This is a genomic window from Streptomyces sp. MBT65 (assembly GCF_016612545.1).
GTDB lineage: Bacteria > Actinomycetota > Actinomycetes > Streptomycetales > Streptomycetaceae > Streptomyces.
Map to the genome: position 1 here is coordinate 1 of NZ_JAENRY010000128.1, position 22,026 is coordinate 22,026.

Consider the following 22,026-nt stretch of genomic DNA (forward strand, 5'->3'; position numbering starts at 1 on the left):
CCGCATCCCCGCCCGGACCCCGGCACCGAACGCGTCCCCGACCACACCGCGGCCCATCTCTACGACGAGCGCTGGATGTTCCACGGCCCGGCGTTCCAGGGCGTCACCGAACTCACGGCGATCGGCGACCGCCACGTACGCGGCGTGATCACCACACCCCCCGCCCCGGGCGCCCTGCTCGACAACGTCGGCCAGATCCTCGGCTACTGGATCATGGCGACCCGCACCGAACGCACGGTCGTCTTCCCGGTCGGCATGCGCGAGATGCGTTTCTACGGCCCCCATCCGCGCCCCGGCACGGAGGTCGACTGTCTGGTGCGGATCACCTCGCTCACCGACACCGCGCTCGAAGCCGACGTACAGCTCACGGTCGACGGCGAGGTGTGGGCGGAGCTGACCGGCTGGCAGGACCGGCGCTTCGACAACGACCCGCAGACCAAGCCGGTCGAGCGCTTCCCCGAGCGCAACACCCTCTCCGAGGCCCGTCCCGGCGGCCGGACCCTGCTGAACGAGCGCTGGCCCGACCTCGCCTCCCGCGATCTGATCATGCGCAACTCCCTGAGCAGCGTGGAGCGTTCGCAGTACGCGGAGCATCCGCCGCGCGGGCGCCGGCAGTGGCTGCTGGGCCGGATCGCGGTGAAGGACGCGGTACGGCAGTGGCTGTGGAGCCAGGGCGAGGGGCCCGTCTTTCCGGCGGAGATCCGGGTCCACAACGACGAGTCGGGCCGCCCGTACGTGACCGGTCTGCACGGCCGGACCCTGCCTCCGCTGGATGTCTCGCTGGCCCACCGTGCCGAGGCCGCGGTCGCGATCGTCCGGCCGCACTCCCCCGGTCCCGGCCCCGGGATCGACATCGAGGAGGTCGTGGACCGGCCCCCGGCCACCCTCACCACGGCGCTCGGCGAGGAGGAACTCGCCCTCCTGCGCGCCCAGTCGGCGGCCACCGGTGAGTCCGAGGCGCTGTGGTTCGCCCGTTTCTGGGCGGCGAAGGAGGCGGTCGCCAAGGCGGAGGGCACCGGCTTCCGGGGACGGCCGCGCGACTTCGCGGTCTTCCAAGTGGTCTCCGGATCACGGCTGTCGGTGTCGGGCCGCCTGGAACGCGCCTACACGGTGCACTGCGAGCCGGCCGGCAATCCCCCCAATCTGCCGGACAGGACCTATGTCGTGGCCTGGACGACGGGACCCGCGCACGAAGAGGAGTACGACCGATGACCCCCACCACCGAGGACACCGTCCTCGCCGACCTCACCGGCATGTTGACCACGCTCCTGGAGGACGAGTACGGCGTCGACGACGTCGAGATCACCATGACGACGACCTTCAACCGCGATCTGGAGCTGGAGAGCATCGACCTGGTGACCCTGGCTGGTCTGCTCCAGGAGCACTACGGCACGCGGGTCAACTTCGCCGAGTTCCTGGCCGGGATGGAGTTCGACGAGATCATCGAACTCACCGTCGGGCGGCTCGTCGAGTATGTCGTGCAGAGCCTCAAGGCAGCCGAGGCGGGCTGAGCCATGGCGATGGTCGACACCGGTCAACTCCGGTTGCACGTACAGCGGATGAGCCCGCCCGAGGGCCGTCGCCCCACCGCCACCGCGGTGTTGGTACACGGTCTGCTCACCGACAGTCTGGCCAGCTACTACTTCACCATCGCCCCGCCGTTCGCACTGGCCGGCATCGACGTCGTCATGTACGACCTGCGCGGTCACGGCCGCAGCGGGCGGCCGGCCACCGGCTACACCCTCGACGACAACATCGACGACCTGGAGGCGCTGCTCGACCGCCTGGAGGTGACCGGCCCGGTCCATCTGGTCGGCAACTCCTACGGCGGGACAGTGGCGTTCGGCTACGCGGCCCGTCATCCGGAGCGGGCCGCCAGTGTCTCCCTCATCGAGTCGGAACCGGCGACGGCGGCCTGGGCACCGAAACTCGGCGGCATCCTGGACCGCGTGCTGCACGAGCTGGCGCACAACGAGGACGACGCGATCGCCTGGATCAGCGCGAACCGCGGCCACAACACGGCCCGTCTCGCGAAGGGCGCCGCCCGGCTGGCCCGGGAGACCTCACTCTCCCAGGACATCCCGGCCAGCGGAGTGTTGACGGAGGATCAGATCCGCGCGGTGACCTGCCCGGTGCTCGGCGTCTACGGCGGCGACTCGGACCTCGCCGAACTCACCCCCTGGCTGGAGTCGGTACTGCCCGACTGCCGGACCGTCGTCGTCCCCGGCCACGAGCACTCCGTGCTGGTCGAGGCGGCGGGCACGGTCGGCGGCCACATCCTCTCCCTGATCCAGGAGGCGAGCGCGACGGAGGTGGCCGTCCGGTGAGCCGGTTCCTCTTCGTCGTACCGCCGCTGGTCGGCCACATCAACCCGGCGACGGGCGTGGCCGCCGAACTCACCTCACGGGGACACGAGTTGGCGTGGGCCTGCGCCGATCCCGATCTCGTACGGCGGCTCGCGGGCGAATCGGCGCGGGTGTTCCCGTGCGCCGGTCCTGTGCCGGGCACGGGTGAGGGCGTACGACCGCCGGACATCCGTGGCCCCGAGGCGCTGAAGTTCCTGTGGGAGGCCTTCCTCGCGCCGCTCGCCGAGCAGATGGCGCCCGGAGTCGCCGCCGCTGTCGAGGAGTTCGGGCCCGATGTGATCGTCGCCGACCAACAGGCCCTGGCCGGCGGTCTGGTGGCGGAGCGCCTCGGCATACCGTGGGCGACCTCGGCGACCACCTCGGCGGAGTTCACGGATGTCCTGGCGGGCATGCCCAAAGTCGCCCTGTGGCTGGACGAGTTGCTGCACGGACTGCGCGCGGGGATCGGCGACCCGTCGGGCACCGCCGACCCTCGCTTCTCCCCGCACCTGGTGCTCGCGTTCAGCACCCCGGAACTCGTCGGCCCCGAGGCGCGGCAGGGCGAGCAGATCCGCTGGGTCGGCCCGTCGATCGCGCCCCGCCCGGCCGCGCCGGACTTCCCCTGGGACTGGCTGGACCCGGCCCGGTCCCTGGTCCTGGTCAGCCTCGGCACCGCCAACACCGATGTGGGCGCCCGTTTCCTCACCGAGTGCGTCACCGCGCTGCGGGCGCGAACGGACCGCGTACAGGCGGTGATCGCGGACCCGGGCGGCGCACTGGGCCCGCGGGACGACGCGGACAAGGACCTCCTCGTCCTGCCCTCGATCCCCCAACTCCCGCTCCTCGAAAGGGCGGACGCGGTCGTCTCGCACGCCGGGCACAACACGGTGTGCGAGGCGCTGTGGCACGGCGTCCCCCTGGTCGTGGCGCCCATCCGCGACGACCAGCCGGTGATCGCCGGTCAGGTCACCGGCGCGGGCGCGGGCATCCGGGTCCGCTTCGGCCGGGTCACCGCACCGAAGCTGGGCGCGGCCATCGACGCCGTACTCCACGAACCCGACCACCGCGCCGCGGCCGACCGCGTCCGTACGGCGTTCCGCGCGGCCGGCGGGCCCCGCGCGGCGGCCACCCACCTGGAGCTGCTGGCCACCGGCGCGCCCCCGAAGGAGACCCCGTGAGCACCGAGGACGCCCCCAAGCCCCCGAGCCGCACCGAGCAGGTGGCGGCGCTACGGCCCACCTATCAGGCCGACCTGGCCGACGGCCTGGACCGCTTCTTCGAGCCCAGGCGCGAGACCTGCCCCTGGTGCGACTCGTCGCGGCTGAAGACCCGGCTGCGGACGAAGGACCTGATCCAGCACAAGCCGGGCACGTTCGTCCTGGACCGCTGCGAGGAGTGCCGGCACACGTTCCAGAATCCCCGACTGAGCCCGGCGGGGCTGGAGTTCTACTACCGGGACTTCTACGACGGCCTGGGCGAGAAGCAGTTGGGCAACACGTTCGCCGCCCGGACGAAGATGTACGAGCAGCGCGCGCAGTCCCTGCTCCCGCACTCGCCGACTCCCAAGAACTGGCTGGACGTCGGCACCGGGCACGGGCACTTCTGCGAGTCGGCCCGCACGGTGTACCCCGGCACCACCTTCGACGGCCTGGACTTCACGGACGGCGCCGAACTCGCCGAGCAGGCGGGCCGGGTGGAGCGCGGATACCGGGGCAGCTTCCCGGAGCTGGCCCCGAATCTCGCGGGCCACTACGACGTCGTCAGCATGTTCCACTACCTGGAGCACAGCACCGAGCCCGAGCGTGAACTGGCCGCCGCGCACACGGCCGTTCGTCCCGGCGGGCATCTGCTGATCGAGGTCCCGGACCCCGACAGCCGCTACTCCCGGCTGCTCGGCCGCTGGTGGCTGCCGTGGCTCCAGCCGCAGCACCTGCACTTCGTCCCGGTCGAGAACCTGCGCGCCCGTCTCACGGACCTCGGCTTCACCGTCGTGGCCGAACAGCACGCGGAGCCGCACGACCCGGTCGACCTCCTCGCCGGCACCTGGCTGGCCCTGGACACGGCCGCGCCCCGCGACGACCTCCCGTGGCTGCCGAGGCCCCCGACAGGACTGGCCCGTGCGGGCCGCGCGGCCGTGCTCATCGCGGGGATTCCGGCCCTGGTCCTGGGCACGCTCCTGGACCGGTTCGTGGTGAAGCGGCTGTCGCACCGGCTGGGGGTGTCGAACGCGTACCGGCTGGTGGCGCGGCGCGACTGAGCCGTCTCCTATGCGGTCGGGGTCTCCAGCGCGCGGGCGACCTTGTCCGCGGTGATCCCGTCGGTCCGGTTGTCGAACACCAGCCGACGGCCGTCCTGCCACCGGCACTCGTTGGCCTCGGCCGTCTTCCAGAACGTGTCCCAGTCGGCGAGCTTGGACAGGTCCCGGGCACAGCCGCGGGCGCGCACGCGCTCGCGGGCCGTTTCCGAGTCGACCTGGACCTGGACGACGACCAACTCGACGTCGGCGGGCCAGTGGTGACGGTAGGTCACCTCGGCGAGGTAGTCCGGCTGGGAGAAGTAGCGGGGTGCTGAGCATCCACGACCTGACCGCGGCGCTGAGCGTCTCGCACATGACGGTCCGTCGGGACATCACCGCGCTGGAGAAGAGCGGCCAGGTGGTCTCGGTGCAGGGTGGGGTGCGGCTCGCGGACTGGAACGGCCATGTGCCGCCGCGTGAGCGCGCCTCGCGCGCGGCGCTGGAGATGCCCCGCAAGCAGGCGATCGCCGGGCGGGCGGCGGAGCTCGTCGAGGACGGCATGGTGGTGTTCCTCGACGCGGGCACGACCTGTCAGTCGGTCGTGCCGTTCCTGGTCGGCCGCAAGGACCTGACCGTCGTCACCAACGACTTCCACGCGGTGCTCGCGCTGTGCGAACTGCCGTCCGTGCACACGGTCCACACCGGTGGCGAGGTCGATGTGTCGAGCGGTTCGAGCAGCGGGCCGCTCGCGGCCCGGACGGTCGGCGCGATCAATCTCGACCTCGCCTTCCTGAGCGCCGGGTCCTGGGACCTGTCCCACGGCGTGACGAGCTTCTCGATGGACAAGGTGCTGCTCAAGCAGGCGGTGATGGAGGCGGCCGGCTCGGTCGCGCTGCTCGCCGACAGCACCAAGTGGGGCACGGTGGAGCGGTTCAACGTGACCACGCTGGACCGGCTCGACACCGTCGTGACGGACGAGGGCCTGCCGTCGGCCGTGCTCGACCGCATCGCGGAGGAGGGCCCCACGGTGCTCCGCACGGGCCGACTACCGGCTGGCCCCCATTGAATGAAGCATTCACCGCGCCTAGCATCACCTGGTGATTCCAGCAATTCCCGTGTGACTCCCGACGAGCGGCGCACAGGTGACGACGAGCGGTCGCGGCCCGGTTCCGGGGGCTCCGGCCGCTCGTCCACCCGTCACTACTCAGCTCGCGGTACGGCGGATTCGCCCCGCGTAGCGCCCCTCCAGCTCCAGGTTGCCCTCGAAGCCGCCCGGCACATTGGCCGAGACGTACACCGGCGGGCGCTCCCCCGAGGCGAGCAACCGGGCCGCCGCCTCCGCGACCGACAACTGCACGAGCATCGCGCCGGTGAGCGTGGACAGGGCGCAAACAGCTCCCCCGGTGGGGAGTTCGAGCAGCGCGTCACCGCGCGGGGCCGCGTTGTCGAGGACGACATCGGCGAGGTCCGCGAGCTTCTTGCCGCTGGGATGGCCGGCCGGGACCGCGCGGGTGTGGGCGAGCGAGGTGATCGCCAGCAGCCGGTGCCCGCGCTCCTTCACGCGCAGGGCCATCTCCACGATCACCTTGTTCACACCGGAGTTGGAGATGATCACGAAGAGGTCCTCGGGGCGCGGCGCCGCGAGGTCGTAGAGGCGCTCGGCGATTCCGGCCTGCCGCTCCAGCAGCGGGTCGTCGAGGACTCTCGGGGCGTCACCGCCGTAGAGGACGAGGTCGGCGATGCTCAGGCGGTTGGTGGGCACCAACCCTCCGGCGCGGCCCGCGAGTTCGAGGACCATGGCCTGGGAGTGGCCGGTGCCGAAGGCCTGGATGACGCCGTCGGTGCGGACGCAGTCCGCGATCAGTTCGGCGGCGCGGGACACGGTCTCGCGGCTGGACTCGGTGATGTGCTGGAGGACGGCCAGGCTCTCGCGCGCGAAGGTCTCGGCGCTCACGGACTCGGCGGACACACGATTCTCCCCACCGGTGGATCAAACCACCTATTCTTTCTAGATCAATGAATCAATAAATCACATGCGGTCCTGGTATTCAATCGATGGCCTCTGGGGTGGCTGATACCTTCTCCACATGCCCCCGACAGACGTCACGACCCTGATCCGCACCGAGCTGCCCCGGCTGGCGGGCTCATTGCGGAAGGTCGGCGAGCTGATCCTGGAGGATCCGGCCGCCGTCACCCACTGCTCGGCCGCCGAGCTGGGCCGCCGCACCGGCACCTCGCAGGCGACGGTGACCCGGTTCTGCCGGGCGGTGGGCCTCGACTCGTACCAGCATCTGCTGATCGAACTGGCCCAGGAGCGCGGGCGCGGCGAGGTCTCCGACTGGGGCACCGCCGAGATCGGCCCGGACATCTCCCCGGACGACGATCTGGAGCGGGTCGTGCAGGTCGTGGGCAGCGCCGACCTGCGCGCGGTGCAGCAGACCATCGACCGGATCGACCTCGACGCGGTGGAGCGCGCGGCCACCGCCGCCGCCCGTGCCCGGCGGATCGACGTCTACGGCATCGGCGGCAGCGGGGCGGTCGCCCAGGAGACCGAGACCCGGCTGTTCCGCATCGGCTGCGCGGTGCGCGGCTGGACCGAGGTGCACGCGGCGGCCACCTCCGCCGCCCTGCTCACCCCGGCGGACGTGGCGATCGGCATCTCCCACTCCGGTTCGACCCGCGAGACCATCGAGCCGTTCGAACTGGCCAAGGAGCGCGGCGCCACCACCATCGCCCTCACCTCCGACCCGCGCTCCCCGCTGGCCCGCGCCGCCGACATCCGGCTCATCTCCTCGTCCTCCGCGACCAGTTTCCCCACCGGCATCATCGGCGCCCGCCACTCGGTCCTGGTCCTCATCGACTGCCTCTACGTCCGTATCGCGCAGCTCTCCTACCAGCGCGCGAGCGCCTCCCTGGCCCTCACCGACCACATCGCCGGGGAGCACACGGTGAAGTCCCGCAGGGGTCGGTGATCCGAGCCGAGACAGGGCCGTGATCTCGGCCGAGTCTGCATGGATGAACCACCGAAGTTACGCGGGGATGGTTGTTTGAATCATCTTCGCGGTGTCAGGATGGGCGCTCCGCCGAGCCTCTGGTAGGAGACCCATGCGTGTCACCGCTGCCCTGTCGACCGAGCTGTTCGTCGGCACCGCCGAGCATCCGCTCCAGGTGGTGGCCGTCGAACTCGCCCATGACCCGGGCCGGCCGGTCCGCCTCACGGTCGAGGGCCCGGGCCTGCGCGGCAGCGCGGAGACGGTCGTGGGCGAGGACGGCACCGCGCGCGTCGAGATACCGGTGTCGACGGACCTCGCGCCCGGCGAGCGGTGCGCGATCGAGGTGACAGCGGCCGACGGCGCCCAACTGGCCACCTACAGCGCCGAGTTCACGGCCGCCGAGCCCGGCTGGACCATGTTCATGGTCAGCCACTTCCACTACGACCCCGTCTGGTGGAACACCCAGGGCGCCTACACCGAGACCTGGGACGTCGCCGACGACCCCGCCTCCACCGGCCTCCCGGCCCGCACCTTCGACTCGCGCGGCCAGTCCGGCATGAGCCTCGTCCGCGCCCACTGCGACCTGGCCCGCCGCGACCCGGCGTACACCTTCGTGCTGGCCGAGGTCGACTACCTCAAGCCGTACTGGGACGCCTTCCCCGAAGAGCGGGCCTTTCTGCGGGAGTTGATCCGCACCGGCCGCGTCGAGATCATGGGCGGCACCTACAACGAGCCGAACACCAACCTCACCGGCGCCGAGGCGACCGTACGCAACGCCCTCTACGGGGACGGCTTTCAGCGCGGCATCCTCGGCGCCTCGCCCGAAACCGCCTGGCAGCTCGACGCGTTCGGGCACGACCCGCAGTTCCCCGGATTCATGGCGGACGCGGGAGTGTCCTCCAGTTCATGGGCGCGCGGGCCGTTCCACCAGTGGGGGCCGACGCTCTCCGTCTTCGGCGAGGAACCGCGCGATCCCCAACGCATGCAGTTCCCGGCCGAGTTCAGCTGGATCGCCCCCTCCGGCCGCGGGCTGCTCACGGCCTACATGGTCAATCACTACGGCGCCGGGTGGGCCATCGACAACGCGCCCACGCTCCCCGAGGCCGAAGCGGCGGCGCTCAAGCTCTTCCGGGGACTCAAGAAGGTCGCGCTCACCCGCAATGTGCTGCTCCCGGTCGGCGGGGACTACGCGCCGCCGTGCCGCTGGGTGATGGACATCCACCGTGACTGGAACGCCCGTTACGTCTGGCCGCGCTTCGTCAGCGCGATCCCCCGGGACTTCTTCGCCGCCGTGCGCGCCGAGTTGGCCGAGGAGGGCCGCAAGGCGTCCCCGCAGACCCGGGACATGAACCCGATCTACACCGGCAAGGACGTCTCGTACATCGACACCAAGCAGGCCCAGCGTCACGGCGAGACTCTCCTCGCCGACGCCGAGGCCTGGGCCACCCTCGCCTCGCTCGTCGCCCGACACCCCTACCCGGACGCGGCGTTGGACAAGGCCTGGCGGCAGCTGATCTACGGCGCCCACCACGACGCGATCACCGGCTCCGAGTCGGACCAGGTGTACATCGACCTGATGACCGGCTGGCGCGAGCTGTACGACCTGGCGGAGGCGGTTCACTCCGACGCGACGGCGGCCATCGCCGGGAAGGTCGCCCAACTCCCGGGTGCGACGGACGACTTGGTGGTGTTCAACGCGGCGACCTGGGACCGCCGGGACGTCCTGACCGTCACCGACCCCGGCATGGTCCCCCTCGACGACACCGGTCTGCCCCTTCCCGCCGTGCGTGAGGGCGACCAACTCCGGGTCGTCGTACCGGAGGTACCGGGCATGGGCCTCAAAGCCCTCCCGCTCGCGCCGGGTTCGGTGGCCGGATGGGTGCCCGGCGAGGGTCTCACCATCCGCAACGAGTTCTACGAGGTGACGGTCGACCCCGCGCGCGGCGGTGGCGTCAGCAGCCTGCGCGAACTCGGCGCGGACGAAAGGGAGTTGCTCCGCGCCGGTGACATCGGCAACGAACTCGTCGTCCAAGAGGAGTACGCGCGCCACCCGCGCTTCGGCGAGGGCCCCTGGCATCTCACGCCGACCGGGACCACCGCCGCGCGCAGCCGTGACGTCACCGCCGACATCGATGTCCAGCACTCCCCCGCCGGTTCGCGGATCACCGTCACCGCCGACCTCGGACTGTTCCGGTACACCCAGCGGCTGACGCTGTGGGCCGGGGTCCCGCGCCTGGATCTGACCACCACGATCGACGGGTACGACGGCGCCGACCGGCTGATCCGGGTGCGCTGGCCGTCCGACGTGACCGGCGGGCTGCCGGTGCACGAGGTGGCGGACGCGGTGATCGGGCGCGGGTTCGGGTTCGTGGAGGTGGACAGCGAGGAGTTCCCCTGGACGCTCGACAACCCGGCGAACACCTGGTTCGGGCTGGGGTCCACCGCGCGGGTGGCGGTCCAGGACGAGTCGGGGCGGCTGCTCGGGCACCGGTCGATCGGGGTCGCCGAACTCGTCTACGCCGACTGGGACTTGGCCGGTGAACTCGGTGCGCCGCTCGCGGCGGCCCTGGTCCGAGTCGGGGTCACCGCGACCTCGACGATCGCCGGCGGTCCGCGCTACGGCGACCTCGAAGTGGACTCCAATCTCCCGGACTTCCGGATCGCCGTGGGCGCACCCGAGCGCAACTCCGTGGTCGCGGAGGCCCTCGGCTGGGACCCGGCCGCCGGACGCGAGCTGCGCCGGCAACTGGCCGAGCGGGGCGTGGCGGCGGTGTGGGTCGCGCCGCGTGCCGGGCTGCGCGAGGAGTGGGTGCCCGGGGCCGACCTGCGCGACCTGGAACGGCTGCCGCTGCTCGTGGTGGCGGGCGCCCGCCCCGAGGACGACGCCAAGGCGGTCGACGCGCTGATCGCCGACCTCGACGACGCGGTCGTCACGGCCACGGCGGCGGGCGGTTGCGAGGCCCTGCCGCCGGGCGACGCCTGGGACGGCCGTAGCTTCGCCGTCCTCAACCGGGGTACGCCCGGCTGTGTCGTCACCTCCTCCGGTGACCTCTACATGTCCCTCATGCGGTCCTGCACCGGCTGGCCCTCCGGCATCTGGGTCGACCCGCCCCGCCGCACGGCACCCGACGGCTCCGCCTTCCAACTCCAGCGCTGGACCCACGAGTTCGAGTACGCCGTGGTCGCGGGCGCCGGTGACTGGCGTGCGGCGCGACTCCCGCAGGCGGGACATGAGTTCAACCACCCGCTGACGGCCCGCCTCCGCACCTCCGCCCACCAGGGCACCCTGCCGCGGAAGTTCACGCTGCTCGCCCTGGAGCCGGCCGGCGAGGTGATCCTCGACGCCCTCAAGCCGCTCGGCTCCCCGCTAGCCCGCGGCGGCGCGGTACCGGTCGACCCCGGGCGCGGTGTCGCCGTACGCATGCACGAGGTGAACGGTCGGCCGGTGCGGGCCCGGATCCACGGGCCGTACGACTGGACCGAGGGCGCCCGGGCCGACGTACTGGAGGCGCCCGGCGAGGAGTTGACCCCGGATCGGGACGGCGGGCTCGCCGTCGACCTGACCGGTTTCGAGGTCGCGACGGTGCTGGCGACCACTGCCGCAGAGACCTCAACCGGGCCCGGAATCGCGGCACATGAACCCGCTCAGCCGATCCACACCCGCTACTGGCTGCACAACTCCGGCCCCGCGCCGCGCGGGAACATGCCGGTGTCGGTGTACCTCTCCCCCGGCACGCTCACCGCCGCCGGTCCGGTCGCCGCGACCGTCCGGGTCGGCTCGGAACTCACCGACGCGCCGGTCTCCGGCACGGTGACCTTCGAGGTCCCGCCCGGCTGGACCGCCGAACCCGCCGAACTGCCGTACGCGCTGGGCCCGTCCGGGTTCACCCTCTCCGAGATCACGGTGACACCACCGCCCGAACCGGCCCCCGGCCGCCACTGGCTCGCCGCGCGGCTCTCCTACGGCGGGCAGACGTACGAGGACACCGTGGCGCTGGATGTGCCGGACGGGCACCACGGGCCAACACTCGTGTCCCGTCTGGGAGTTGAACGGATCACCGTACGAGCGGGTGAGCGCGCCCGGGTCCCCGTGACCGTCCGCAACACCACCCGGGGGCCCGTCAACGGCACTCTCTGGGCCGTCTCCTCGTGGGACACCTGGGCCGGGGTCGCGCCGGGCTGTCAGGGGTTCACGGTGGCCGGGGGCGCGGAGCGGGAGTGCGTGATCGAGGTGGACGGCTCCGCGGTGGCGCCGGGGTCCTACTGGCTGCTGGTGAAGGTCGCCTGGAACGGGTGTGTCGCCTACACGGAGGCCGTCCCGCTGGAGGTGACGCCGTGACGGCGGAGCATGCGGCCGTGGTGCGTGGCACGGCGGTCGCCAAGAAGCGCGTGGACGCGCTGCTGGCGGCCGTACCGGCCCGGGATCCGGAGGCCGGCCGGCCCGAGGCGCTCGCGCGGGCCGAGCGGCAGCGGCGGCGCTGGGCGACCCAGGTGGTGGTCATCGACGAACTGGCCCAACGGGCTTGCGTGGAGCGGGGGTTGAAGCCTCCCGCGGAGGTGGCGCCGGATCGGGTGCTGGCCGTCGCCGAGACCGATGTCGCGGATCTCGGCAGCATCGTCGCGGCGGCCCTCGCGCACTCCCCGGCCGCCCGGCTGCTGCTGGCCGAGCTGGAGGGCGAGCAGGAGGTCGCGGAGGCGGCCGTACGGGACTACTACGACCGGAACCGGGACCGCTTTCTCACGGCGGAGGCACTGCGGCGCGGTGTCGACCCGTTCGGCGGGGTGTCATCGGAGGACTTCGTGCCGTACGAGCAGGCACGCGAGGGGGTCGCGCGCGAGTTGCGGCGGGCTGCGGGGCGACGGGCCTTCTTCGGTTGGTTGGACCGGGCCAAGGCCGAAGTCGTGTATACGGCCGGCCATGAACACCCCGGCGATCCGACGCAGCCGGACCACGAACATCGGCACTGATCGCGCCCGGAACCTAAAAGCAACACGAGAACCCATTGACCTCCGATGAATTCTGGTCCACCTTTTCATCAATCAAGGTCGAAGTTGGTTAATTGAACCAGCGGTTGGCTGGTGCTCAGGAGGGCAGCGATGCGCACAGGAAGACTGACCGGATCGATGGTGGGGATCATCGTCCTCACCCTGACGGCCGCCGGCTGCGGACTGTCCGGCAGCTCGGGCGACAGCGACTCCACCGCGGGCGGCTGCAAGGTCGACAAGGGGAACGTGGGGTCCGGGAAGCTCACCGGTGAGGTGAAGGGCGGCATCACCTTCCAGACCACCAACTTGAAGAAGGGCTTCGGGAGTTTCTTCAACGGGGTCATCAAGTCCTTCGAGAAGGCCCACCCCGGGACCTCGGTCAAGTGGATCGACGATCCGGGCGACAGCACCTTCACCCAGCGCAATGTCGCCGACGCCCAGGCGTGCACGCTCCCCGACGTCATCAACCTCAACGCCGAGACGGCGACCGCCCTCACGAAGGCGGGCTATCTGCTCGACCTGGGCGTCAAGGCCCCCGACGCCGGGAAGCCGTTCGTGCCCGCGTTCTGGAAGTCCAGCACCTTCAAGGACGGTTCGGGTTCCGCGCTGCACACCGTGCTCCCCTGGTACACCGGCGGCATCGTCCTGACGTACAACACCGACCTGTTGAAGAAGGCCGGGATCGACCCCGCGAAGCCGCCGACGACGATCTTCGGGCTGTTCGCCGACTACGAGAAGATCGCCAAGTCGGCCAAGGGCAAGTACTACGCGACGATGGCCAACCCGATCTGGCGCGTCCCGGCGGACTTCGACCAGATGAACATCAAGACCCTCTCCAGCGACGGCAAGTCGGCCGTGTTCGCCGACGACCCGCGCACCACCCAGTGGGTCGCGTGGATGGCGAAGCTGTACAAGGAGGGCGCGATGCCGAAGGACTCGCTGTCCTCCAGCAACGACCCGTCCACGCCGTACACGCAGGGCAAGGTCGCCTACGGCTCGACGAACCCGAGCTATGTGCGGTTCGTGAAGCAGAACAGCCCATCGATCTACGCCAAGACGGGCGTCGGGCAGCAGCCCTTCGACGCGCTCGGCCACACCACCGCTGCCCCGCAGTACGTCTCGGTCGCCGCGACCAGCAAGCACGCGCCCGTGGCACTGGCGTTCGCGGAGTTCCTCACCAACGCCGAGAACCAGACGGCGTGGGCGAAGGACCCGGACGTGGTGATCTTCCCGACCACGACCACCTCGCTCAACGACCCGTTCTTCCAGAAGGTCAGCGGCAGCGACCAGTTCGCGCAGGCCCGCAAGCTCGTCGCCGACCAGCTCAAGACGACGACGGCCTACCAGACCGTCCTCTCGCCGGCCGTGCAGACCGCGATCGTGTCCCAGGTGCAGCTGGCGATGCAGGGCAAGAAGAGCCCGGCGCAGGCCGTCAAGGACGCCCAGGCCAAGGCCAACGAGCTGCTGAAGCAGGCTGGTTGACGGTGGCGACACAGACCGCGAAGCCGGTGTCCGTGCCCGGTGCGGAGGCCGTCGCCTCCGCACCGGGCACGACCCGCATACGGAAGTTCGCCCGGGCCGTCCTCCCCGGCCCCGCCCCCGGCGCCAACGGGGCGGCGCTGTACCGCCGTTGGTGGCTGCCCTGGCTGTGGACCGCGCCCGCGATCGTCTGCGCGGCGGTGTTCGGGGTGTTCCCGTTCCTCAACACGCTGCTGCTGTCGTTCACCGACGCCAAGCCGCTCGGCGGCGCCGCGGGCTTCGTCGGGTTCTCCAACTACACCCGGATGCTGGGCGATTCGGACTTCTGGCTGGCGACCCGCAACAGCGTCCTGTACGCCGTGATCGTCGTCCCCCTGATGGTGCTGCTGCCGCTGCTGCTCGCCGTCCTGGTGGAGAAGAACCTGCCCGGCATCGGCTTCTTCCGCTCGGCCTTCTACACGCCGGTACTCGCCTCCAGCGTGGTCGTCGGACTGAGCTGGCAGTGGCTGCTGGCGGACGACGGACTGGTCAACACCTGGCTGGAGAAAGCCCACTTGATCCGGTCGGCCATCCCGTTCCTGTCCGACTCGTGGCTGATCCTGCTCTCCGCGATGGGCCTGACCCTGTGGAAGGGCCTCGGCTGGTACATGGTGTTCTACCTCGCCGCCCTCGGGAACGTGCCCAAGGAACTCCACGAGGCCGCCTCCATGGACGGCGCCGGTGCCGCCCGCCGCTTCTGGCACATCACCGTGCCCGGCGTCCGGCAGGCGATGATGCTGGTCGGCACCCTCACCGGCATCGGCTCGCTGCGCGTGTTCACCGAGATCTACATGCTCGGCAGCTCCACCGGCGGCCCAGGCGGCGCCGACCGCACGCTGCCCTTCTACATCCGGGACGTCGGCCTGGACCCCATCACCGGAAACGCCGGTTACGGCTCGGCGGTGAGCGTGGCGCTGTTCGTCCTGACCCTGGGTCTGACCCTGCTGGCGCAGCGCCTCACAAAGGAGGACGAGTCATGACGGCGACCGCCGTGCGGCCCAAGTCCCGGCGCCTGACGCCCCGTTGGCGGGACTACGGCCGCCCCCGCGAACTCCTCGTCCGCTACCTGCTGTTGCTCATGGTCCTGGGCCTCACCGTCGGCCCGCTGATCTGGCAGTTCCTGGCCTCGCTCAAGGGCACCGGCGAGGACGTCTTCGGCGCGAACGCCTCCCTGCTGCCGCACCACCCGACCCTGCACGCCTACCGCGAGGTCTTCAGCCAAGTCCCGGTGGCGACGTACATCAAGAACAGCCTGATCGTCGTACTCCTGTCGGTGGCAAGCCAGTTGCTGTTCTCCACGACCGCCGGCTACATGCTCTCGAAGCCCGCCTGGAAGGGCCGCCGGGCGGTCTGGATCCTGCTGATCGCCTCCATGATGTTCCCCTTCGAGTCGATCATGGTGTCGCTGTTCCTGAGCATCCGCGACCTCGGTCTGGTCGACAGCGTGGTGGGCGTGTGGCTGCCCGGCTTCGTCGGTGCGATCAACGTGCTGCTGATGCGCGGCGCGTTCCTCGCCGTGCCGCGCGAGATCGAGGACTCGGGAATGCTGGACGGCGCGAGCGAGTGGCAGCGCTTCCGCTACCTGTATCTCCCGTCCGCGTGGGGCGCGATCATGGTCGTCACCATCAACACCTTCATCAGCGCCTGGGACGACTTCCTCTGGCCCCTGATCGTGCTCCGCTCCGAGGACCACATGACGCTGACCCTGGGCCTCTCACGACTCCAGAGCTCGTCGTTCGGCTACGACCAGCGGGTGGTGATGGCCGGTTCGGTGATCTCCGTGATCCCGGTGCTGGTGCTGTTCGTCATCACCCAACGCTGGTTCTACAAGGGCGTGTCGGCGGGAGCCGTCAAGCTCTGAGCCGTACGACGAGGGGTTCGACGGCGAGCGCCGCCCGGGCGGACTCCGCGACCCGGATCTCCACGGCACCGACCTGCTCCAACTGGTCGGTGCCGAAGGGGATCCCGACCCTACGGCGTTCCCCCGGCGCCAACTCGACGCCGTGGAAGGCGTGCAGTTCGAGCGTGCGCGGCCAGACGGGAGTCAGCAGCCGCCGGACGTACACCTGGACGACCGAACGGCCGTGCCGTTTCCCGGTGTTGGTGACGTCGACCTCGATCGCGTTCCCCGCGAGGCGCGGCGGACCGTACGCGAAGCTCGTGTACGACAGCCCGTGCCCGAAGGAGTACAGCGGCTCGGCGTCGGCGTCCACATAGCCGCCGTACTCGGTGTCCTTGTGGTTGTAGTGGACGGGTAGTTGGGCCACCGAGCGCGGGATGGACACGGGGAGTCGGCCGGTCGGTTCGGCGTGGCCGAGGAGTGTCCCGGCGATGGCCTCGCCGCCCCACGGGCCGGGATACCAGGCGGTGAGCAGGGCGCCCGCCCGTTCCGGGACGACATGCGGGCGGCCCTGGATCAGGACGACCGCCGTGGGGGTGCTGGTAGCGGTGACCGCGTCCAGGAGGGCGTGCTGGGCGCGGCCGAGGCTCAGGCCCGCGAGGTCGGCTCCCTCGCCGCAGGTCATCTCCGAAACGGCGTTCCGTGCCGCCCCGTTGGCGTCGAAGTCCGTGTCGGGCGTACGGGCGCTGCTGCCGCCCAGCACCAGGACCGCCAGGTCGGAGGCGGCGGCCGCGGCGACCGCCTCGGGGATGCCGGAGAGGTCGTCGCCGGTGAGCGCGCAGCCGGGGGCGTGGCGGAGGTCGGTGCCGGGCGGGGCGAGGCGGCGCAGGCCGTCGAGGACGCTGACGCCGGTGCGCCGCGGTGCCGTGTAGTCGCCCAACTGGTGCGCGTAGGTGGCGGATTGGGGTCCAATGACCGCGATACGGGAGACGGTCGGCGGGATGGGCAGCACCCCGCCGTCGTTGTGGAGGAGGGTGACGGCGGCTCGGGCGAGGGCCGTGCTCAGTTCCCTGCCCTGCTGCGGTGAGGGCAACTCACTTGTGGCGTAGGGGTGTTCGAAGAGGCCGAGGCTGAACTTCAGGCGGAGTACGCGGGCCACGGCCGTGTCGACGGTGGCCTCGCTCACCAGGCCCCGCTCGACTGCCTCCTCCAGGTGGGTGAAGCCCTCGTCCCAGAGGCTCAGGTCGACACCCGCGTTGAGCGCGAGGGCGCCCGCCGCGACCTTGTCGCCGGTGATCCGGGCCAGCCGGTCCACGGCGAGGCCGTCGGCCATCACCAGTCCCTCGAAACCCCAGTCGTCACGCAGGAGTTCGGTCAGCAGGGCGCGGTTGCCGGAGCAGGGCAGGCCGTCGACCTCGTTGTACGCGGACATGAGGGCGGCGGCCCCGGCGCGGACTCCGGCGCGGGCGGCGGGGAGGTGGATCTCGTGGAGTTCACGGAGGCCGAGTTCGGACTCGGCGGAGTTGCGGCCGCCGACCGTGGCGCCCTGTCCGGAGAAGTGCTTGAGGCCAACGGGAGCCTTGTCGGGCGCGAAGACGGCTCCCGCGACCGGGGCTTCGCCGACGGCGGTCCCGGCTGTCGTGTCGCCCTGCATACCTCTGACGAGTGCCTCGGTGAGACGGGCGGCGAGGTGCGGGTCCTCCCCGAAGCACTCCTCGGTGCGGCCCCAGCGCGGGTCGCGGGCGATGTCCAGGGCGGAGACGAGAGCCAAGTGGCCGCCACGGGCCCGGAGTTCGGCTGCGGCGTGGGCGGCGGCCCGCTCGTACAGGTCGGGGTCCCAGGTCGCGCCGACGGCCAGGTTGACCGGGAGGACCGTGCCGTCCAGGGCCATGTGGCCGTGCGGCACCTCCTCGACGAACAGCGCCGGGATGCCGAGTCGGCTGCTGTCGATCACATGCCGCTGCACCAACTCGGCCAGGGTGGCGCTGTCCTGGGCGCCGGGGCCGTTGGTGTGGTCGACGCCGGACCAGGCGTCGGCGCGGAACAGGCCGTAGAGCGCGCCGAGTCCGGCGAAGCGGGTGGTCTCGGCGCGGAGGGCGTCGGTGAGTTCGAAGCCGTCGGGAGTGCGGCGGTAGGCGTCCCAGCCGTACATCCGCTGGTTGAGCTGGCCGACCTTCTCGCGGAGGGTCATCCGGGCGAGGAGATCTTGGACTCGGGCGTCCACGGAGGCGTTGGGGTCGCGGTAGAGGGGGGTGGTGGTGTCGGTCATCGGTCGTCACCGTCGTACGCGAGTCGGGCGAGGGCGACCGCGCCCCGGCAGCCGTCCGGCACCCAGTCGAGGGTGAGGCCGAGGGTGTGGAGACGGGTGGTGAGGGGGTCGGTCAGGGGGCCTTCGGGGCCGAGGAGGCCGCCGGTGGCGACGATCCGCTCGCCGGGGGTCGGCTCCAACGCCCGCACTGTGGCGGTCAGTTGCTCTGCCGCCTCGTCGAGAATCTCCCCTGCCACGGCGTCCTTGTCTCCGACGGACCCGGCCGCCTCGACGACCAGCGGGGCGAAGCGGGCGAGGCGGATGGGGAGTTCGGACATGACGGCGGGGAGGACGTGCATGCGGTAGGTCTCGCGGTGGGCGCGGGACCAGTCGGCGGTGCCGGGGAGCGCCTCGGCGGGCACGCCGAGCGCCTGGCCGACGGACCGGGCCAGCACGGTCGTAGGGCCGCGTCCGTCGGCCATGCGCAGGGCCGCGCGGACCGCGCTGCGGCCGATCCAGAAGCCGCTGCCGTCGTCGCCGAGGAGCCAGCCGTCGCCGTCCACGGTGGCCGTGGTGCGGCGGTCGGTGATGCGCAGGGCGACCGCGCCGGTCCCGGCGACCAGCGCGAGGCCGTCGGCGGGGGCGCCGGGGGCGGAGGCGAAAGCGGCCTCGATGTCGCTGCAGACGCGGAGCCGGTCGGCGGGGATGCCCAGGCGTTCCAGTGCGGCCGTGAGGGCCGTGCGGGCGTTGACGTGTCCCGGCTCCTCGGTGGAGGCGGCCGTGGCGCCCGCGAAACCGCCGGACACGGCGACCACCCGCGTGCGCGCCCGCTCCGGGACGGCCTGCCCGATCGCCTCGACCAGGTGCTCGGTGAGGCGCGGTACCGGGACGGTCAGGGCGTTGCCGGGCCCGGCGCCGCCCTCGCCGAGCACACGCCCGTCCTCGGCGGCGGCGAGGACGGCACGGGTGCGGGTGCCGCCGGCGTCGAGGCCGACGACGAGATCCACCGCGCATTCTTGGTTCAAATCATTGCTCATCACTGACTATGGTGGTTGATACATTCGCGCAGAACAAGAGCCACAGAACAAGAGCCAAAGAAGAGTCAGGGCAAGACCGGACCTGGGGAGGATCCCATTCCTACGCTCCGCTTCGGCGTCAACTACACGCCGCGCCGCGGTTGGTTCCACTCCTGGCACGACTTCGACCCGGCGCACGCCCGCGAGGATCTGGCCCAGATAGCCGGCCTCGGCCTGGACCATGTCCGGATCTTCCACCTCTGGCCGCTGCTCCAGCCCAACCGCACGCTCATCCGCAAGGCCGCCGTGGACCAGTTGGTGCACCTGGTCGACCTGGCGGGCGAGGCGGGGCTCGACGTCCTCGTGGACGGGGTCCAGGGTCATCTGTCGAGCTTCGACTTCTACCCGGAGTGGACCCGCAGTTGGCACCACCGCAATGTGTTCACCGACCCGGAGGCGATCACCGCGCAGGCGGAGCTGCTGCGCACGCTGGGCGCCGCCCTGGCCGACCGCCCGAACCTGATCGGTCTCCAACTCGGCAACGAGCTCAACAACTTGGTGGAGCACAACCCGGTGACACCGGCCGAGGTGGACCACTATCTCGACACACTGCTCGCCGCCGCCCGCGAACATCTGCCGGCGGACCGTCTGGTCACGCACTCCGCGTACGACGCCGCCTGGTACGGCGACGACCACCCGTTCACCCCGGAGGCCTCGGCCCGCAAGGGCGATCTGACCACCGTCCATCCGTGGGTGTTCTCCGGGGACTGCGCCCGCCGGTACGGTCCGCGCTCGCCGCAGGTGCTCCATCTCGCCGAGTACGGAACGGAGTTGGCCAAGGCGTACGCCACCGACCCGGACCGGCCCGTCTGGGTGCAGGAGACCGGCGCGCCCGAGCCGCACATCCCGGCGGCCGACGCCCCGGAGTTCGCGCGGGCGACCGTGCGCAACGCGGCCGAGTGCGCGGGGCTGTGGGGGGTGACCTGGTGGTGCTCGCACGATGTGGACCGCTCGCTCGCCGACTATCCCGAACTCGAGTACACGCTGGGCCTGTTCGACTCGGCGGGCCGCGCCAAGCCGATCGCCGAGGCCTTCGCCGCCGCGATCGCCGAACCGCACACCGTCCAACTCCGGGACACTGCCCTGGTGTTGGACTGCACGCCGGCGACCCGCTCGGTGTCCGGGCCGGGCGGCGCGTACTTCGAGGAGTGGATGCGACTACGCGTCCAGGGCCTCCGGCCTGCGGTGGTGCTGGCCGAACGGGCCGGGGACGAGGGGTACTTGGCGGCGCGGGGCATCAAGGAAGTCGTACACCCGCAGTAAAGGTCAGCTGCCTGTCAGTACCTCGGCGACCGCCCGCAGGTTGACCCGCCCACGTCCGTAGGAGCAGAGGGCGCCGCCCTCCGGCAGTCCGGTGTCGATCAGGACGGCGTCGGGTCGCCGGGCGGCCAGGGTGTCGCGCAGCCGGGCCTGCCAGGGGTGCAGGCCGGCGTCGGTGGTGGCGACGACCAGCGGGGCGCCCGCGCGGAGGATTCCGTCGACGAGGGCGGCGGGGTCGGCCGGTTCCGTGTTGAGGGCGGTGCCGGTGGCGGTGGGGTCGATCGCGCGGAGTTCGGTGAGGAGGTCCTCGCCGCCCCAGTTCAGGGCGGGGTGCGGGGCCGGGAACAGGTCGACGACATGGGCGCCGCGCAGGGGCGGCGGCAGGGTCCGGGTGCGCACGGCGCGGCGGGCCGCCTCAAGGCCCGCGTCCGCGTCCCAGGCGGCGACCGCGCGGCGCGGGGTCGCGTACCGCTCGGCGAGCCGCCGTACCCGGCCGGCCGCCTCCCACACCCGGTCCTCCGCCAGCACGCCCGAGTGCAGCGCGTCGAGGACGGCGTCCCGGCAGCCGAGGGTGACCTCCAAGTCCGGTACGGCGACGATGACTTGGTCCGCTCCGGCGGCGAGGGCGATCCGGGCACCGGCCGCTTCGCCGTACGCGTCGGCGATCGCCTTCATCTCCAGGGCGTCGCTCACCACGACGCCGTCGAAGCCGAGTTCGAGGCGGAGCAGATCGCCGAGGATGCGCCGGCTGAGGGTGGCGGGGCGGTTGGCGTCCAGGGCCGGGAAGACGACGTGGGCGCTCATCAGCATGGGCACGCCCGCGGCGATGGCGGCGCGGAACGGGGCGAGGTCGACGAGGAGTTCGTCGTGCGGCCGCGGGTCGATCGCGATGCCGTGGTGGCTGTCGGTGATTGTGCCGCCGTGGCCCGGGAAATGCTTGGCACAGGACGCGATACCGCGTGTGTCGGTGGCGGTGATCCAGGCGCGGAGGTGGCGGGCGGCGAGGTCGGGGTCGGCGCCGAAGGAACGGGTGCGCACGATGGGGTTGCGCGGCTGGTGCTGGAGGTCGGCGACGGGTGCGTAGGAGGCCGTGATGCCGAGTGTGGCGAGGTGACCGGCGAGCGCGTCGGCGCACCGGGCGGTCAGGGCCGGGTCGTCGACGACCCCGAGGGCGTAGGAGCCGGGGACACCCGGGGCGCCCGCGCTCACCAAGTGGCCGATGTCACCCCCCTCGTTGTCGATGGCCACGAGCAGGTCGGGGCGCAGCGCGCGGAGTTCGTCGGTGAGCCGGCGCACCTGCTCGGCGTCGCGCACATTGCGGGTGAAGAGGATGACCCCGCCGAGGCCGCGGTCGATGAGCGCCTTGAGCGTGTCCGGCACGGTCGTCGTGCCGTCGAACCCGGCGACCAGACAGCGGTGGGCCGCCTCGTCGAGGTCGACGGGCAGGGCGGTGACGGCGGCGGACGTACGCTCGGCGTGGGTCATACTGGAATTCAAATGGCTCGCTCAACCTAAAGTCAACAA

18 protein-coding genes are annotated in these 22,026 nt (G+C 71.5%); 13 read left to right on the top strand and 5 right to left on the bottom strand.

What is annotated here, in order from left to right:
• The 5 genes from JHN63_RS27095 to JHN63_RS27115 all read left to right on the top strand — a co-directional run.
• Positions 1-1,212: 4'-phosphopantetheinyl transferase superfamily protein (locus JHN63_RS27095; protein ID WP_200685357.1), on the top strand; the 1,212-nt coding region annotated here is incomplete at its 5' end.
• Entirely contained in the window at positions 1,209-1,511 is a 303-nt protein-coding gene (locus JHN63_RS27100; protein WP_200685359.1) for an acyl carrier protein, read from the top strand. The genes JHN63_RS27095 and JHN63_RS27100, both read left to right, overlap by 4 nt.
• A 3-nt stretch (positions 1,512-1,514) precedes the next feature.
• The gene (locus JHN63_RS27105; protein ID WP_200685361.1) at positions 1,515-2,327 is read left to right on the top strand and encodes an alpha/beta fold hydrolase; all 813 of its coding nucleotides are present in this window, start codon (positions 1,515-1,517) and stop codon (positions 2,325-2,327) included.
• Positions 2,324-3,523 (top strand): glycosyltransferase, encoded by a 1,200-nt coding sequence (locus JHN63_RS27110; RefSeq protein ID WP_200685363.1) that lies wholly within the window; start codon positions 2,324-2,326, stop codon positions 3,521-3,523. The genes JHN63_RS27105 and JHN63_RS27110 overlap by 4 nt, the downstream gene beginning before the upstream one ends.
• Positions 3,520-4,602: a class I SAM-dependent methyltransferase gene (locus JHN63_RS27115; RefSeq protein ID WP_200685365.1), complete on the top strand. Its 1,083-nt coding sequence runs from the start codon at positions 3,520-3,522 to the stop codon at positions 4,600-4,602. Before JHN63_RS27110 ends, JHN63_RS27115 begins: the two co-directional genes overlap by 4 nt.
• 8 nt (positions 4,603-4,610) lie before the next feature.
• Here JHN63_RS27115 and JHN63_RS27120 read toward each other — a convergent pair whose 3' ends face one another.
• Positions 4,611-4,874: a hypothetical protein gene (locus JHN63_RS27120; RefSeq protein ID WP_234477763.1), complete on the bottom strand. Its 264-nt coding sequence runs from the start codon at positions 4,872-4,874 to the stop codon at positions 4,611-4,613.
• Between the two features lie 35 nt (positions 4,875-4,909).
• Between JHN63_RS27120 and JHN63_RS27125 the strand changes: the two genes are divergently transcribed.
• On the top strand, positions 4,910-5,647 hold the full coding sequence (locus JHN63_RS27125) for a DeoR/GlpR family DNA-binding transcription regulator (RefSeq protein ID WP_200685367.1): 738 nt from the start codon (positions 4,910-4,912) through the stop codon (positions 5,645-5,647).
• A gap of 138 nt (positions 5,648-5,785) precedes the next feature.
• Here the strand turns inward: JHN63_RS27125 and JHN63_RS27130 are convergent, their stop codons facing one another.
• Positions 5,786-6,550, bottom strand: coding sequence for a sugar isomerase domain-containing protein (locus JHN63_RS27130; RefSeq protein WP_200685369.1), 765 nt, complete (start codon positions 6,548-6,550; stop codon positions 5,786-5,788).
• 118 nt (positions 6,551-6,668) lie between these two features.
• Here JHN63_RS27130 and JHN63_RS27135 point away from each other — a divergent pair, with 118 nt between their 5' ends.
• The 6 genes from JHN63_RS27135 (at position 6,669) to JHN63_RS27160 (ending at position 15,939) form a co-directional block, all read left to right on the top strand.
• On the top strand, positions 6,669-7,553 hold the full coding sequence (locus JHN63_RS27135) for a MurR/RpiR family transcriptional regulator (protein WP_200685371.1): 885 nt from the start codon (positions 6,669-6,671) through the stop codon (positions 7,551-7,553).
• A 133-nt stretch (positions 7,554-7,686) separates the two neighbouring features.
• Complete coding sequence (locus tag JHN63_RS27140) at positions 7,687-11,913, top strand: NEW3 domain-containing protein (RefSeq protein WP_200685373.1); 4,227 nt, start codon at positions 7,687-7,689, stop codon at positions 11,911-11,913.
• A complete protein-coding gene (locus JHN63_RS27145) occupies positions 11,910-12,542 on the top strand; it encodes a peptidyl-prolyl cis-trans isomerase (protein ID WP_200685375.1) in 633 nt (210 codons plus the stop codon). Before JHN63_RS27140 ends, JHN63_RS27145 begins: the two co-directional genes overlap by 4 nt.
• 129 nt (positions 12,543-12,671) lie before the next feature.
• The gene (locus JHN63_RS27150) at positions 12,672-14,042 is read left to right on the top strand and encodes an extracellular solute-binding protein (RefSeq protein ID WP_200685383.1); all 1,371 of its coding nucleotides are present in this window, start codon (positions 12,672-12,674) and stop codon (positions 14,040-14,042) included.
• Between the two features lie 2 nt (positions 14,043-14,044).
• Positions 14,045-15,058, top strand: a complete 1,014-nt coding sequence (locus tag JHN63_RS27155) for a carbohydrate ABC transporter permease (RefSeq protein WP_200685385.1) — start codon at positions 14,045-14,047, stop codon at positions 15,056-15,058.
• Positions 15,055-15,939: a carbohydrate ABC transporter permease gene (locus JHN63_RS27160; protein WP_200685387.1), complete on the top strand. Its 885-nt coding sequence runs from the start codon at positions 15,055-15,057 to the stop codon at positions 15,937-15,939. The genes JHN63_RS27155 and JHN63_RS27160 overlap by 4 nt, the downstream gene beginning before the upstream one ends.
• Here the strand turns inward: JHN63_RS27160 and JHN63_RS27165 are convergent.
• Together JHN63_RS27165 and JHN63_RS27170 are read right to left on the bottom strand one after the other, a co-directional pair.
• The gene (locus JHN63_RS27165) at positions 15,929-18,187 is read right to left on the bottom strand and encodes a glycoside hydrolase family 3 N-terminal domain-containing protein (RefSeq protein WP_200685389.1); all 2,259 of its coding nucleotides are present in this window, start codon (positions 18,185-18,187) and stop codon (positions 15,929-15,931) included. The two genes, JHN63_RS27160 and JHN63_RS27165, sit on opposite strands and share 11 nt — an antisense overlap.
• Positions 18,184-19,203 (bottom strand): N-acetylglucosamine kinase, encoded by a 1,020-nt coding sequence (locus tag JHN63_RS27170; RefSeq protein ID WP_200685390.1) that lies wholly within the window; start codon positions 19,201-19,203, stop codon positions 18,184-18,186. The genes JHN63_RS27165 and JHN63_RS27170 overlap by 4 nt, the downstream gene beginning before the upstream one ends.
• 15 nt (positions 19,204-19,218) lie before the next feature.
• Between JHN63_RS27170 and JHN63_RS27175 the strand changes: the two genes are divergently transcribed.
• Positions 19,219-20,505 (top strand): cellulase family glycosylhydrolase, encoded by a 1,287-nt coding sequence (locus JHN63_RS27175; protein WP_234477765.1) that lies wholly within the window; start codon positions 19,219-19,221, stop codon positions 20,503-20,505.
• Between the two features lie 3 nt (positions 20,506-20,508).
• On the opposite strand, the gene JHN63_RS27180 is transcribed toward JHN63_RS27175, so the two are convergent.
• A complete protein-coding gene (locus tag JHN63_RS27180; RefSeq protein ID WP_200685392.1) occupies positions 20,509-21,987 on the bottom strand; it encodes a glycoside hydrolase family 3 protein in 1,479 nt (492 codons plus the stop codon).
• Between the last annotated feature and the right edge of the window lie 39 nt (positions 21,988-22,026).